The sequence below is a fragment of the Bacillus capparidis genome, assembly GCF_017832095.1.
GTDB lineage: Bacteria > Bacillota > Bacilli > Bacillales > Bacillaceae > Bacillus > Bacillus gobiensis.
In genome coordinates, this window is the sequence record NZ_JAFDST010000004.1 from 137142 (window position 1) to 152627 (window position 15486).

General features: G+C 40.6%; 12 protein-coding genes and 2 pseudogenes. 6 read left to right on the forward strand and 8 right to left on the reverse strand.

Going from position 1 to position 15486, the window contains the following annotated elements:
• Nucleotides 1-9: 9 nt before the first annotated feature.
• Nucleotides 10-1134, reverse strand: coding sequence for a DEAD/DEAH box helicase (locus JOC74_RS16365; protein WP_053605903.1), 1125 nt, complete (start codon nucleotides 1132-1134; stop codon nucleotides 10-12).
• 167 nt (nucleotides 1135-1301) lie between these two features.
• Between JOC74_RS16365 and JOC74_RS16370 the strand changes: the two genes are divergently transcribed.
• On the forward strand, nucleotides 1302-2858 hold the full coding sequence (locus JOC74_RS16370; protein ID WP_053605902.1) for an ABC-F family ATP-binding cassette domain-containing protein: 1557 nt from the start codon (nucleotides 1302-1304) through the stop codon (nucleotides 2856-2858).
• 213 nt (nucleotides 2859-3071) lie between these two features.
• Here JOC74_RS16370 and JOC74_RS16375 read toward each other — a convergent pair whose 3' ends face one another.
• Complete coding sequence (locus JOC74_RS16375) at nucleotides 3072-3857, reverse strand: alpha/beta fold hydrolase (RefSeq protein ID WP_053605901.1); 786 nt, start codon at nucleotides 3855-3857, stop codon at nucleotides 3072-3074.
• Nucleotides 3858-4153: 296 nt separating this feature from the next.
• Nucleotides 4154-6043 carry an ABC-F family ATP-binding cassette domain-containing protein gene (locus JOC74_RS16380; RefSeq protein WP_053605900.1) on the reverse strand — a complete coding sequence of 630 codons (1890 nt, stop codon included), beginning with the start codon at nucleotides 6041-6043 and terminating at the stop codon, nucleotides 4154-4156.
• 225 nt (nucleotides 6044-6268) lie between these two features.
• On the opposite strand from JOC74_RS16380, the gene bcaP reads away from it, so the two are divergent.
• The 4 genes and pseudogenes from bcaP to JOC74_RS23655 form a co-directional block, all read left to right on the forward strand.
• Nucleotides 6269-7666, forward strand: coding sequence for a branched-chain amino acid transporter BcaP (gene bcaP / locus JOC74_RS16385; RefSeq protein WP_053605899.1), 1398 nt, complete (start codon nucleotides 6269-6271; stop codon nucleotides 7664-7666).
• 189 nt (nucleotides 7667-7855) lie between these two features.
• Nucleotides 7856-8770 (forward strand): class I SAM-dependent methyltransferase, encoded by a 915-nt coding sequence (locus JOC74_RS16390; RefSeq protein ID WP_053605898.1) that lies wholly within the window; start codon nucleotides 7856-7858, stop codon nucleotides 8768-8770.
• Between the two features lie 183 nt (nucleotides 8771-8953).
• Complete coding sequence (locus tag JOC74_RS16395; RefSeq protein WP_053605897.1) at nucleotides 8954-10189, forward strand: MFS transporter; 1236 nt, start codon at nucleotides 8954-8956, stop codon at nucleotides 10187-10189.
• A 2-nt stretch (nucleotides 10190-10191) separates the two neighbouring features.
• Nucleotides 10192-10608 (forward strand): annotated as a pseudogene (locus JOC74_RS23655) (transposase); the annotation flags it as partial.
• Between the two features lie 87 nt (nucleotides 10609-10695).
• On the opposite strand, the gene JOC74_RS16400 reads toward JOC74_RS23655, so the two are convergent.
• The 3 genes from JOC74_RS16400 to JOC74_RS16410 form a co-directional block, all read right to left on the reverse strand.
• Complete coding sequence (locus tag JOC74_RS16400) at nucleotides 10696-11052, reverse strand: DUF2606 family protein (protein WP_053605896.1); 357 nt, start codon at nucleotides 11050-11052, stop codon at nucleotides 10696-10698.
• A complete protein-coding gene (locus tag JOC74_RS16405; RefSeq protein ID WP_053605895.1) occupies nucleotides 11052-12008 on the reverse strand; it encodes a trypsin-like serine peptidase in 957 nt (318 codons plus the stop codon). The genes JOC74_RS16400 and JOC74_RS16405 overlap by 1 nt, the downstream gene beginning before the upstream one ends.
• A gap of 266 nt (nucleotides 12009-12274) precedes the next feature.
• Nucleotides 12275-12892, reverse strand: coding sequence for a YitT family protein (locus tag JOC74_RS16410; RefSeq protein WP_053605894.1), 618 nt, complete (start codon nucleotides 12890-12892; stop codon nucleotides 12275-12277).
• Between the two features lie 152 nt (nucleotides 12893-13044).
• On the opposite strand from JOC74_RS16410, the gene JOC74_RS16415 reads away from it, so the two are divergent.
• Entirely contained in the window at nucleotides 13045-13485 is a 441-nt protein-coding gene (locus JOC74_RS16415; RefSeq protein WP_053606226.1) for an Lrp/AsnC family transcriptional regulator, read from the forward strand.
• A 127-nt stretch (nucleotides 13486-13612) separates the two neighbouring features.
• Here JOC74_RS16415 and JOC74_RS16420 read toward each other — a convergent pair whose 3' ends face one another.
• Nucleotides 13613-14950 (reverse strand): ATP-binding protein, encoded by a 1338-nt coding sequence (locus JOC74_RS16420; RefSeq protein WP_158320338.1) that lies wholly within the window; start codon nucleotides 14948-14950, stop codon nucleotides 13613-13615.
• A 173-nt stretch (nucleotides 14951-15123) separates the two neighbouring features.
• Nucleotides 15124-15474: pseudogene (locus JOC74_RS16425) on the reverse strand (D-lyxose/D-mannose family sugar isomerase); the annotation flags it as partial.
• Nucleotides 15475-15486 lie beyond the last annotated feature (12 nt).

Here is a 15486-nt window from a genome sequence, read left to right on the forward strand (position 1 = left end):
GCCTTTTCATTATTTCTTCAGTAGCTGTCCTCTTGTATATTGCATTTCAACGAGCTCAATCCCAAGCTCCTTTGCCATATTTCTTAGTTTTTTCTCCTCAGGAGGTGCAGCAAGTGTCAGCACTTTTCCTTCCTTGCCTGCTCGTCCAGTTCTGCCTGAACGATGGGTATATGCCTCTTTGTCGTCTGGCAGATCGGCGTGAATGACATACGGGAGATCCTTAATGTCAAGTCCGCGAGCGGCAATATCTGTCGCAAGCAGCAACGGAAACTCCTTCGATTGAAACGCCTCAATGACTTTGGAACGTTCGAGTTTCTTTGCTTCGCTGTGAAGAATGCCGACATCGACGTGATGAAAATTAAGCTTTTCGGCATACACACTCAAATTTCCAATGTCTCTGATAAAAACGAGCGCCTGCATGCCATCAAGCCTTGACAGCTTTTGCAAGAGCTTTACTTTATCACGCTGGTCGCAAACAAGTACTTGGTGTTCTACTTTTGACAATTCCTCTTTCGAACGACTGACACGTACCACCTTCGCTTCTCCGTTTGTCCATTCGAGCAGCTGTTTTCCAATCGGCTCGCTTAACGTCGCGGAAAAACAAAGGAGCTGCCGGTCCCGCAAGGTAGTTTTTATGATGCTTTGGATCGTTTCTGTATGCTCAGGCACCAGCAGCTGATCGGTCTCATCTAGAACAATCGTTTTGACCTCATGCATTTTCAGTTTTTTTGCTTTAATCAGCTCGTGAATACGACCGGGAGTTCCGACAATCACCTGGGGCTTCTTTTTCAGCTTCTCCTGCTGCTTTTTCACATTTGCACCGCCGATTAGAGAAGCTGCTGTAAGCTCAGTCCCCCCAATCCACTCGGTAACAACTTGAAAAATTTGCATTGCAAGCTCTCTTGATGGCGCTAGGATGACCGCTTGGACATTTTTCACATCCCGATCTAATTGATTCACAATCGGCAGCACATAAGCAAGTGTTTTCCCTGTGCCTGTAGGTGATTCCGCAATCAGGTCGCTGCCGTCCAAAATCAGGTCTGCCGTATTTTTTTGAATATCTGTCGGGCTTTCAAAATTCCATTTATCTTGAAGAAAAGGCTGAAGTCGTTTTAATACTGGCCAATCTGTCATTTTTTTCCCTCAATTCCATTTAAAATCTAAGCATAAGTATCTCAGAAACATGCAGATAACGCAATTCACTTCTGCCTGACTCCTTTTAAGATTATCCAGACTTCGGTATAATCAGATAGATATGACTTTGAATTTACGCGTTTAGCTTTGAAAATAGAGGTGGAAAAATGAGTATTTTAACAGTGAAAGATTTAAACCATGGCTTTGGGTCAAGAGCTATTTTTCATGACGTGTCGTTTCGGCTTTTAAAAGGTGAGCATGTCGGACTAATCGGGGCAAACGGCGAGGGAAAGTCGACCTTTATGAATATCATTACCGGGAAACTTGAGCCTGACGAAGGAAAAGTAGAGTGGTCGAAAAACGTCCGCATAGGCTACCTCGATCAGTATGCAGTATTGGAACGCGGCCAATCCATCCGAGATATTTTAAAAACAGCTTTTAATTATTTATTTACGATGGAAGAGCAAATGAACGGCATGTACGAAAAAATGGGAGAGGCCGATCCTGATGAGTTGGAGAAGCTTTTAGAAGAGGTTGGCGTCATTCAGGATGCACTCGACAACAACGATTTTTACACGATTGACAGCAAGGTAGAGGAAATTGCCCGCGGGCTGGGGCTAAGTGATATTGGGCTCGACCGTGACGTGACTGACTTAAGCGGAGGGCAGCGGACAAAGGTGCTATTGGCAAAGCTGCTATTGGAAAAACCGGAAATCCTTCTTCTGGATGAGCCGACTAACTACTTAGATGAAGAGCACATCGAGTGGTTAAAACGCTACCTTCAGGAATATGAAAATGCATTTATTCTTATTTCTCATGACATTCCGTTTCTCAACAGCGTAATTAACATTATTTATCATGTAGAAAATCAAGAGCTTACCCGCTATGTGGGAGATTATGATCAGTTTAAACAGGTCTATGAAGTCAAGAAGAAGCAAATGGAAGCTGCCTACAAAAGGCAGCAGCAAGAGGTTGCCGAGCTGAAGGACTTTGTCGCCAGAAATAAAGCACGGGTCAGCACTAGAAATATGGCAATGTCCAGACAGAAAAAGCTAGATAAGATGGATATGATCGAGCTCGCAGCAGAAAAGCCAAAGCCGGAATTCCATTTTAAGCCGGCGAGAACGTCAGGGAAGCTAATCTTCGAAACGAAGGATTTAATTATCGGATACGATGAACCCCTTTCCCGTCCATTAAACTTGCGAATGGAACGCGGTCAAAAAATTGCTTTGTACGGGGCAAATGGAATTGGGAAAACAACTCTGTTAAAGAGCATACTTGGAATCATTCCCCCTGTATCGGGAGAAGTCGAGCGCGGTGAGCACCTTCATACCGGTTATTTTGAACAGGAAGTAACGGATGAAAACGGGAACACCTGCATCGAAGAAGTATGGAATGAATTCCCTTCCTTCACCCAATACGAAATACGGGCAGCACTTGCGAAGTGCGGTCTCACCACACAGCACATCGAAAGCAAGGTTTCCGTATTAAGCGGAGGAGAAAAAGCAAAGGTTCGGCTTTGCAAGCTTGTCAATAATGAAACCAATCTGTTGGTCATGGATGAGCCGACCAATCACCTCGATGTTGATGCAAAAAACGAATTAAAACGCGCACTAAAGGACTATAAAGGCAGTATTCTGCTTATCTCGCACGAGCCTGAATTCTATCAGGATGTAGCAACAGAAACGTGGAACTGCGAATCGTGGACGACGAAGGTATTTTAAATTCTCTGTTTTTGCTTAAGGATGATATCGGCGAAATTGGAATTATATCAGCGGAATTTCTATTTTATCGTCGATATTTTGAATATATCGGCGAAAATTACTGATATATCAACGAAAATTTCGATATATCGATTATTCGACAGAATCTGTATGTTTTCGACAATAACATGTTTCGATGCTAAATATAAGAGAGCTTGCCTAAACGGCAAGCTTTTATTGATTAAGCAGAATACCCGAGAGCACCGGCAGCAACACCTCAGGGTTAGCCATGTGGTCTTGGCCTGTAAGTTGACTGTACTGTGCATCTGGAATCGCTTCTCTCAATTGACTCGCGACCTCGTGTAAGGAAGCAGGACTATCTTCACCAACAATAATCAGCGCTGGCGTCGTAAGTCGGCAGGCTCGTTCAATAGGTGGTAAATCGCTTGCTAAAGTAATGTCATAGACAAGTGTTGGCGCAAGCGCTGCCATAGTTGCCCACTGAGGTGATTGTTGCATACCGGCAACTACTTCTTTAGGAATGCCGATACCTTCTAAAAAGAGACTTATCGCTTCGTCATTTTTGCCACTATCAAGAAGTTTGTACAGCCTTTGACTAAGCTCATTGAATTCATTCTGGTCTACCTCGTTATTTGCATAGGACGGGTCATACATAACGAGCTTATTCACTTTTTCGCCCAGTTTCAATGTCGCTTCAAGTGCAAGAATAGCACCAGAAGAATGACCGTACAAATAAGCCGTACCACCTGCTGCATCAATCATTGCTTCTATGTCTTCTAGTTCACGCTCTATTGCATACGGCAGTGTGTTACCGCTGTCACCGCGCCCGCGTCGATCATAATTGTAGACGGTAAATTGCTCTGCAAATATTTGGGCATCATACAAGACCGGTTCAAATGAGCGAAAACAGGTGGCTCCTGTTATGAATATAAGTGCGGGTCCGTTGCCATAGACATCATAAGCTAACGTTGTGCCGTCTTTTGATTGGGTTGTGTTCATGATTTACCATTCCTTCTTTGTTATATATTTTTCCTGCTTTGGCGACATTGTTCCTTAAAAACCACTAAGTACTTGGCAGCCTCCTTTTGATAATTGTTTTCAAATTGAGGCTTAGAGCATTGTACAAACTTATAATATCTTAACTGGACATATTTCGTTTCTTTTGGATTGCTATTTTATAACAAGACAAAAAGGCGATGTTTCCTCGTGAAGGAAGTATCGCCTTTTTGTTTGAAATGTATCTTACCCGCTTTGTAAATGGTATCAGTTCCACTGGTATTTTTCTCAACAAGCTCTTATTGATTCATCTCCTCAATCTTCAAAGACAGCTCTGTCCAGCGGTCCATGGCTTCTTCTAAGCTGGTTTCAACCGCACGTTGTTCGTTCATGAGCGTTTGAATTTTATCGTAGTCGCTTCCCGCTCCAGCGATCTCACGGCCAATTTCCTCCAGCTTACTCTCAAGTTCCGCAATTTTATCTTCGATGCCGTCCCATTCGATTTGTTCATTGTAGGAAAGCTTTTTCTTTTGTTTTTTTCGCTCAGGCTGTTTCGGCTGAGCTTTTGCTTCCGGACTGATTGATTTTTTCTCTTCTCTGGATTTCTCCAGCCACTCACTGTAGGAGCCGAAAAAGTTCTTGATTGTGCCTTCTTCTTCAAAGACGAGGAGGCGTTCGGCAACCCTGTCTAAAAAATAACGATCGTGGGAAACAGTAATCACAACGCCGGGAAACTGCTCTAAATAGTCCTCAAGTATACTAAGTGTTTCCGTATCCAGATCGTTAGTTGGTTCGTCTAAAAACAGAACGTTCGGCTCTCCCATTAGAACGTTTAACAAATACAGCCTGCGTCTCTCGCCGCCGGAAAGCTTATGAATAAACGTTCTCTGTGTGGATCGCGGGAAAAGGAAGCGTTCCAGCATCTGCTCTGCTGTGATGACTTGACCGTCCGACGTTTTTACGATTTCAGCTGTATCTTTCACGTAATCTATGATTCTCAAGCTTTCATTCATTTCTTCATGATCCTGAGTATAATAGCCAATCTTGACCGTCTGTCCGATCGTGATGCTTCCTTCATCAGGAACCAGCCGGCCTGCCAACAGATTTAATAGTGTTGTTTTCCCGGTTCCATTCGGCCCGATGATGCCAATTCGGTCTCCAGGAATGACAAGCTCTTGAAAATCAGAGATTATTGTCTTGCTGCCAAAGCTGAGGCTGATGTCCTCTGCTTCTATTACTTGGTTGCCCAGCCTGTTCGATCCAATCGCAAAGTCGACGGCACCAGTTGTTACAGGACCGTTTTGTTCCTGCAGGTCTTCCACTCTCTGAATCCTTGCTTTCTGTTTCGTAGAACGGGCTTTTGCTCCTCGTCTGAGCCATGCGAGCTCTCTTCTCAAAAGATTTTGCCGTTTCGCTTCACTTTGTACAGCCACCTGTTCCCGCTCCGCACGTTTTTCCAAAAACACCTCGTAGTTTCCTTTATACGTATAAAGCTGACCTCGTTCCAATTCATAAATCCGATTGGTGACACGGTTCAAAAAGTAACGATCATGGGTTACGAGTAAAATCGATCCTGAATAATTGCTCAAATACATCTCGAGCCATTCGATCGTTTCATGATCCAAATGGTTCGTCGGCTCGTCCAGAAGCAATAAATCAGCAGGCTGAATGAGCGCCCTGGCAATGGCCACCCGTTTTTTTTGTCCGCCTGAAAGCATCGTTACTTTTCTAGAAAATTCAGTGATTCCAAGCTTTGTCAAAATTGTTTTTGCTGCAGTATTTGCATCCCAGGCATCCAGCTGATCCATTTTTTCTTGGGCTGAAAAAAGTCGATCCTGAATTTTGCTGTCATCAGGATGCTCTGTGATCATTTGCACTGCTGCTTCATACTCTCTCATCGCCGCTATGATTGGATGATTTCCGGAAAAAATATACGCCAGCACAGTTTCATTCTCGTCAAAAACCGGCTCCTGCCCTAAATATTCGATAGACGGCTGCCCCGCTTTATTGATTTCTCCTTGTTCTGTTGAATCAAACCCGGCAATCACCTTTAACAGTGTTGATTTTCCGCTTCCGTTTGCCCCGATCAAACCGATGCGTTCTTTCTCTTCAATATGAAAAGATAGATGGTCGAATATCGTTTTTTCACCGTATGTTTTGTATAATCCTTCTGCTTTTATGATACTCATGATTTGCACGCCCTCATTATAATCTCATTCATCTATTTTAATGCAGAAGAAAAAAGAAAACCAGTGAAGCTTCTTGATATGAAAAAATCAGCTTTGTACATACTACATCATAAGGCATTGATACTTCACCAAAAAATGTTATTGACTCATTTATTATTCTCAAATATACTTCTTTAGTCTATTAGTATAATTATTAGAACATTTCGGTTTTTCAGGAGGATTTACATGAGCTCGCTTTTTCGTAAAAAACCAATACAAACCTTATTGGCACAAAGCCAAAATAAAAGCTTGGACCGCTCACTCTCCCTATTTGATTTAATCTTGCTCGGGGTCGGAGTTGTCATCGGAACCGGCATTTTTGTAATTACCGGGGTTGTTGCAGCTGAGAGTGCAGGGCCGTCAATTATTATTTCGTTTATTTTAGCAGGTCTTGCGTGTGCATTAGCTGCTTTTTGCTATGCGGAATTTTCGTCATCGATTCCTGTGTCCGGCAGCGTGTACACTTATACCTATGCCACTCTCGGCGAATTAATCGCCTTTCTGATCGGCTGGGATTTAATGCTGGAATACGTCATTGCCATGTCTGCAGTTGCAGCTGGCTGGTCTTCTTATTTTCAATCGCTACTTGCCGGATTCCATATTTTACTACCTGACAGTCTCACGTCGGCTCCAGGATCAGAAAGAGGAGGCATTTTTAACCTCCCGGCAGCGGTTATTATTTTGCTTATCACCTTTATCGTCAGCCGCGGTGTTAAAGAAAGTACAAAATTCAATAACATTATCGTAATATTGAAAATCGCAATTATTTTATTATTTGTAGTAGTTGGGATATTCTACGTCAAACCCGAAAACTGGACGCCATTTATGCCATTTGGAGTAGACGGAATTGTCGTTAGTGCAGCGACGGTGTTCTTTGCCTATCTCGGCTTTGATGTCATAGCCAATGCATCGGAGGAAGTGAAAAACCCCCAGAAATCCATGCCGATTGGAATTATCGCATCGCTGGCCATTTGTACAGCTCTTTATATGCTGGTTTCTTTCATTCTCACCGGAATGGTCAAGTATACAAAGCTAAATGTAGACTATCCGGTCACATTTGCGCTTGAACAAGTGGGCCAAAACATGGTTGCGGGCATTATCTCTTTAGGTGCCCTTATTGGGATTACTACCGTTATCCTGGCATTGGTCTTCGCCCAGGTACGCCTGACTTATGCGATGAGCAGGGACGGTTTGCTCCCGGGCTTATTTTCAAAGGTACACAACAGATATAAAACACCTTTTGCAAATACGTGGCTAACCGGTTTCGTAGCGGCAGGGATTGCAGGGTTTATTGACCTGTCTACCCTTGCACATCTCGTAAATATGGGAACACTCGCTGCATTTACTTTAATCTCAATTGCGGTCATCGTACTGCGAGTGAAGCAGCCTGAACTAAAGTCCTCATTCAGAGTTCCGTTTGTTCCTGTCTTTCCAATTGTGAGTGCAGGGCTTTGCCTGTTTCTAGCTTATAGCCTGCCGGGCATCACATGGATATCCTTCATCATTTGGATTGCCGCAGGAGCGATTGTATATTTTCTATATTCTAGAAGGCACAGTGCTTTAATTGACAATAAAGCAGATTGATTAAGATTTTTTTATTCGACAGACTTATTTGTAAATATTTGCACAAAAATAGTTCAGATCATCGTTAATAACTTGACAAAAAAAATTATTCATGCTATAATTTACCGTTATTATTTTAAAGTGTATAATAGGATTCTCCTGGCCAGGGGAATCCTATTTTTTTGCTCTAAAATGAAGGAGTGTATTTGCATGAAAAAAGGCGAGTCCAGTTTAACTTCATTAGTATCAGCTTTTAGCAGAGCTTATCATAGTCAATTCGATACCCCCATCATCTTTAATGACTTTATAGCCAAAGATTTAATTTCACAAAAAGAATTTAATGACATCAAAGAGAATATGATTCAAGGCATCCAGTTCTTTAACAAAGAAATAGCTGAAAAATATAAGGGAAATACAGAAGAAATATTAAAATGGATTACTCAGATTCAGCTTTCACCAACGCCATTGGCACGCGCTGCGTATTGCGAAAAAGTATTACTTCATGAAGTTATGTTAGGATTAAAACAATATGTCATACTTGGTGCTGGCTTAGATACTTTTTGTTTCCGACATCCAGAATTGAAAAACCGCTTAGAAATATTTGAAATTGATCATCCAGCAACACAGGAATTTAAAAAGACCAGGCTGGATAAAGCTAATTTAGAAATCCCGAGTAATCTGCATTTTGCTCCTATGGACTTCACCAAAGAGTTTTCTTATCAAAATCTAATAGATGAAGGGTTTGATAACAAAAAAACTTTCTTTAGTCTTTTAGGTGTTTCTTATTATTTAACTAAAGAGGAAAATTCAAGCTTGATAGATCATTTATTTGCCGAAGTCCCACAGGGGAGTTCCATAGTTTTTGATTATGCAGACGAAAAATTATTTAATGAAAAAGGAATCTCTAATCGAGTGGAAAACATGGTAAAAATGGCATCAGCAAGCGGAGAACCAATGAAATCGTGTTTTTCTTATGATGAAATGGAGAATATGTTAGAAAAATCAGGTTTACTCATTTATGAACATCTATCACCGGCTAAAATTAATGAGCTTTATTTTGACGATCGAAAAGATTACTTAACAGCCTTTGAAACCATCCATTACATTCATGCTGTAAAAAAATAAAACATCCATAATTCACATTACGTGGTATGGAACGATTTCACATCATCGTAAGAAAATAAGCCTAACAGCCTCGCTGATCAAACAGCGAGGTTTTTTCTTTTGACCTATTGTAAATTCGTTTCAGTTTATGAATAATTAAGTATGTATTTCGTATCTCTAAATGTATTTGGAAAGGACACATTCATGGCTTTATCGACACCTTTAAAAAAACAACCGCTCGTTAAAAAACAAGAAACAGTATATTATGTATTATTTGTCATTGGGATCTGCCATTTATTAAATGACTCGCTGCAAGCGGTTATTCCAGCTATGTTTCCTATTCTAGAACGTTCAATGAACCTGACATTCACCCAGCTGGGCTTTATTGCTTTTGCATTAAATATGATTTCGTCTGTCATGCAGCCTTTGATCGGCTGGTATACGGATAAACGGCCTGTTCCTTACGCTCTGCCGATAGGCCTTTCAAGCAGCATGTTTGGCATCCTCGGCCTGGCTTTTGCCCCGAACTTTGAAACAATATTGCTCTGTGTCGTTTTCATCGGAATAGGTTCTGCCGTTTTTCATCCTGAAGGCTCCCGAGTCGCTTTTTTGGCGGCCGGTCCGCGGAGAGGACTGGCGCAGTCCATTTATCAAGTCGGCGGAAATACAGGACAGGCACTGGCACCGTTAATAACCGCACTCGTGTTAGTGCCATTCGGACAGCTTGGAGCCGCATATTTCACCTTAGTCGCCGCTCTTGCTGTCATCTTTCTAATGTATATTGCCAAATGGTATTCATTCAAGCTGGACACGATTTCAAAAGAACCGAAGAAAATAAAGAAGACCAAGGCAGGCTCCGGTGCAAATAGAAAATCGATTCGATTTGCACTTGTTATCATTATTTTTATTATCTTCGCCCGTTCTTGGTACATAAGCTCAATTTCCAATTTTTACGCGTTCTATGCAATAGAAAAATACGGCTTAAGTATTCCCGAATCGCAAGGTTATGTATTTTTGTTTTTAATTGCAGGAGCTGTCGGAACCTTTTTAGGTGGTCCTTTTGCAGATCGTTTTGGCAAGCGCACGGTAATTATTGCTTCTTTAGCCAGCTCCGTTCCGCTTGCATTGGCGCTTCCTTTTGCAGGACCTGCTCTTGCTTATATTTTAATTGCCGTTATTGGCCTATTCTTAATGTCGAGCTTTTCTGTCACTGTTGTTTATGCACAGGAGTTGATTCCCGGAAAAATCGGCATGATGTCGGGGCAGACGGTTGGTCTTGCATTTGGGATGGGCGCCATCGGATCAGTCGCCCTTGGCTTGATTATTGATACATTCGGTCTTACAGCAACGATGATATCGATTGCACTTTTACCTATCCTCGGCACCGCTGCCTTTATGCTTCCAAGCGACCAAAAGCTGAGTGAGTGGCAAAAAGCTTAAACACGAAAGGTCCTATTCCCAAATGGAAATTTCAATTTAATGAAGCACCAAATGTTTACGTATGTCCAAACCACCAAGAACTAACCTATCGAACTTCGCCCCGAGAGGGTATAGAAAATATATATCGAATTCAAAAATTTGCGAGAATTGTTCCCTCCTTTCCCGATGTATAAGATCTAAAAAATAAAAGTGAAAGTCATTACATATCATGTGTGGGAAGTTCATAAAGAAAAGGTAAAAATGCTTTATAAATTTCGAAAAGAAAAAATGGCGCGAAGCTTCGCAGACTCAAAAGAGCTGCATGGGCTTCGTTATTGCCGGTTACGGGGGGATTAAAGAACGCAAGTGAGCAGGTTCTACTAACTGCAGCGTGGCAATCCATATCGATTCAAAAGTTCATTAAAATTTCCATCGATTAAGAAACCCATAGAAAAAGCTTGTCGAGAAAAATACCCCTTTCTCGACAAGCTGAAGGCCTCTCTTTAAAAAAGGACCTTTCTTCTAATTTATGATTTATAAACCAAATGAATTGTTGTGGTATCTTCTGTTATATTAATCGTGTGCTCAGAATCATTTCCAGCTTTTACGTCATATAGAATGACATCATATTTCCCAGTCTGTGTCTCCCACTTAATGTTTCCATCTTTATCAGTAGTACCGATCTCATGCCCAATGTCATTGCTGGTATGCAAATCTTCTGTTACTTTTATATTTTTTAGCGGTTTATTGTCTTTATCGCTCACATTAATAGTAACTGTTGCCATAACGGGCTGTTCCTCTTCTTTATTATTGGCACTGCTGCAAGCAGAAATGAGTACAAAGAACAAAGTGAAGAGTAGACAATTCGAGATGAATTTTAACATTATAACCCCTTCCAGTAGCTTAAATTATCAAACTTAGCCTCTGTAATTCGAGTGCCTACGTTGTAATAGGATGAATAACCCCCTGAATGAATCCCGACTGCATGATTAGTTGACTTGTATACAGGGGCTCCACTTTGACCACCATGCGTATCAATATGATATCCAATCCGATTCGATAAAGACCACTGTATGCTCCCAGAATGCTCCCACATTGTACCCATAGGTTTATCAACTGGATATCCCTGAAGAATTACTCCGGTTCCATTAAGGGATGACAATTGCCAACTATAACCTAACCATCCAACTGTGTTCCCTAAACTTTTTGCAACTTTGATCGCTCCATAGTCATAGTCAGAATTTTCGTTTTCTGTCCAGCCTTTTACAGAGTAAAAAGTGGTTCCCATAGTATAGCTAAATGGATTACTCCTGCCGGTTTTGCCTGGAATAACTGTTATAGATGTTGCCCAGCCGCCTTTACTTTTGTCATGTACACAATGGCCGGCCGTAGCGACTGTATCAGGGTCTATAAAAAATCCTGTGCATCGATAAGAACCAGGAGCTTTAGGGTACTTTACATCAAGGAATGTAACTGTTCTATTGGGATATGTTGTAGTGGGATTGACTCTTGTTCTGTTATCTGTTCCGATAACTACGTTTGTGTCGATTTCTTCAGGAGAGTTTGGTTTTTCGTTTTCATCATAGGATTCATCCATAGTAGGGTTTAATTTTCCTGTTCCTTCAAAAGGAGGGGAAGAACTTTTCTCTCCCATTGTTCTCTTAAATTCTTGCATTTTTTCTTTCGATACTTCTTTCCCATCACTCGATACAGGGAGATCACGATCATCAAAAACCGGTACGGTGTCAGTGGTAGAAGCAAAAGATGTAAGGGGTAAAATCAATGAAACTAGCAAGAAAACGGTGGCCAAAAACAGACTAACATTTAGCTTTTTTAACATATTCCTCCTTGAATTCATTTTCCAAAAAAAAGAAATATGGGTATGTCTAATTTTAACAATACAAAGCGAGCGTTTTCAACAAAAATCTGATATATTAACATTTTTTTACAAATACCAATGTCTTCAATGTGTAAAGATTAAAAGAAAAAAAGGTTACGAAAGACAATGAAATTGATGGAGGGGGAATGGTGTAAACGCTTGTCCAGCAACCAGATATTGCTTGCTCTCAGGCCTAAGAACACCCTGATTTTTGGTGTTCTTTTTTCTTAGTTCTGCATTGTAGTCACTCCAGGCTGTATAGCAGGTTTCCTTTGAACATTTCCTGAGGAAATTTGATGTTTATAACAGCTAATGACGATTGATGTAGTAACGATCGATAGAATCGAGGATAGTCCATTGCTGAATCCTACTGTGTACATACCACTGCAAACGACAACCATATCAAATATCAAGTTAACTTTGCCAGGATTCCAGCCGTATTTTCTTTGTAAAAATAATGCCATTATATTTGCCCCGCCAAGAGATGCCCCATTTTTAAACAGTAAAGTGAGTCCAAATCCGATGAAAAGCCCGCCTATTATGGCGCCAAAAAGCAGCGGAATCGTAAATCCCGGAAGAAAAGCGTCGAACCATGTTAGCACTGATAATAAGGATACAGAAAAAAGAGTCATTAACGTAAATCGCCAGCCCATTTGTATGATGGAAAACAAATAAAAAGGTAAATTAATAACGAAGAAAATAACGGCAAACGGAAGGTGAAAAAAGTAGGACAGATTTAGGGAGAGCCCTGCTGTACCGCCTGTGATTAAATGAGAATGTCTCAATATGATAACTCCCAAAGCAGTTATTATGCATCCCAATATTATATATGAAAGCTTTCTCACCAATCCCACCACCTGTTACTCATTTTGTATATTATTAATGGTACATTTTTGATACGATGATTTACATAGAATAGTGAAGGTAATTAGGATGTCTAACATTTAAAATGAAGAAAAAAATTGAAATAAGCATTCAATTTGAAGGGATGATTTTTGTGGATCAATTGGACGTGAAATTGCTGCAGCTTTTGCAGGAGGATGGGCGGATTACAATAAGTGAGCTTTCCAAACGATTGGCATTAAGCAGGCCGAGCATTTCAGAACGAATAGCCAAGCTGCAAGAGAGCGGGGTAATTGAAGGCTTTGGCGCAAGAATTTCTCCAGCAAAACTGGGAAAGGATACATTGATGATTATTCGGATCACAGGGCTTCAGGTAACTCCGCAAAAATTTGAAAGCTTTATTCAAGAGCAGGAAGAAATCATAGAGTGCCACCGGGTGACTGGCGAGGTATCTTATTTTATGAAAGCAGCTGTCAGCGGAATCGGTGCCATGGGACTGCTTATCGACCGGTTGATTCCTTACGGGATTCCGAATACGTCGATTATTATTTCATCACCTGTTCCATTTCGTCACATGCTGCCTGAAGAGGGTTGAACGATAAAGTGAATCTTCACCGTTCGACAAAGCTGGACAGAAAAAGTGATATATCCGAGTCAGTCACATGTTTTCTGTACTGCCAGGTTTTGAAGCAGGAGCTTGATTTAGTTCCTGCTCCGAAAGCTCATAATACTTCGGCCTTGTCATAAACAGCAGTTGCATTAATCATTAATAAAGGCAATTCGATACAAAAAGTGGTTCCTACATCCTTTTTGCTGGTGACTGAAATCGTACCGTTCATTTCTTTAATAATATTGTAAGTGATAGTTAAACCGACTCCGGTTCCTTTGATTTTTGTTGAATAGTATGGCGTGCCGAGATTCTGGATTTGTTTTTTTGTCATGCCTATCCCGTTATCAATAATTTCAATACACACATTATTATTTTTTTTATACGTATTTATCGTTAACGTGCCATTTGAATCTATGGCCTCTACCCCGTTTTTCATAATATTTAATAGAGCCTGCTTCAATTCACTTCTATTTCCTTTAATAAACAGTCCTTCCTCAATTGATGAAAAGATAGCAATATTATGAGTATTAGTATAGGAGGTAATTATATCTATTGCCGATTGGACTTCAAAGGAGATTTGTATCTCTTCTTTCACCTCTTTGCCTGGTTTGGCTAAAGATAAATAATCGTTAATGACTCCCTCTGTTCTTTTCAATTCTTCTAAAGAAATAGCAATATACTTCATCTGCTTTTCATTTAAATTGTCGTTCGTTTTCATCAATTGCAAAAAACCTTTGACAGATGTCATCGGATTTCTTACCTCATGGGCAACCGAAGCTGCCAACTGACTGATCGTATTCAGTCTCTCTGAGTCGATAATTTGTTTTTTATAAACGATTTGAATATCTAAATTTTCAATGATGAGTACAAGGATTAAGAGAGTTACATAAGTCAGGAAGGAGAAAAGCATCATGGAAATCAGTTGTGCCAGCTCGTTTAACAATAGCAGGCTGATTGCTCTTGTGAACGCAATTCCCCAGAAAAAGAGACTAATGCTATATAATTTTTTCCTCAAAGGATAAGAAGAAAAGTTTCTGCTAATTAAAATAAGAGCCACTGCTGCAATGAAATAATTAACCAACGTAACATAAAAACCATTCCCTCCAAACCAATAACGATACATAAGCATGAGCCCCACAAGCATTACACCTGGCTTCACCCCGTCATACAAGAAAGCAATGATGATCGGAATAACCCGAAAATCATAATGGTAACCATCAGAAAATAATACTGGATTTGTCATGGTTAAAAACAGAGAAATGAACAATGTTCCAAACAAAAAAGAAATGAATTTCTTCCTATTAAGTTTGTCTTCTTTGATGAATAAATGGTAAATAACCATTGGTAGGATCATGACTAAAATATGGTAGGAAACCTGTTCGATTGACTCGATCATTGCATCAGTCCAGTCTTTTAGAGCATTAATGAAAAAATAATTCTTTAGTCTCATAATACTCCAAAACATATACTAAACCCTGCTAGGATATTTTATTTATTTTTCTTACAAGTCTGTTCACTTGTCTACACTACATATACCTTTTTAGTTTCCATACTTATACATTAACTAAAAAAACAACCTGATCCCCCTTGTTACAGGAACTTAGGCTGCTCAATTATTCGTCCTTATCGCTTTACACGAACATCAGTAAACACATCCGATGCATCATCACTGTTCGAGGAAAACTCAGAGATGATCGCTCCGAGCTCACCAGCTTGAAACCAGTGGAGCGTATCGGGCTCAATTGTATATTGCTCACCAGGATGAAGAATAATTTCCTTCTGGGCTGTATAATACTCAAGGTCTTCCACTGGCGGCAGAACAGTCGGTGGCACAATTGCCTCGCCTTCCACAAACAAATGGATACGTCCAAAGCGGCAGCGGAATGTTTCTTGCTTCCCAGGAGTTCCATCTTTCCGCCTTGGGTGTTTATGCTCAGGGCATGTTTGATAAGGGAACGGGACAAGTTCTTTTGCATGCGTTGTTTT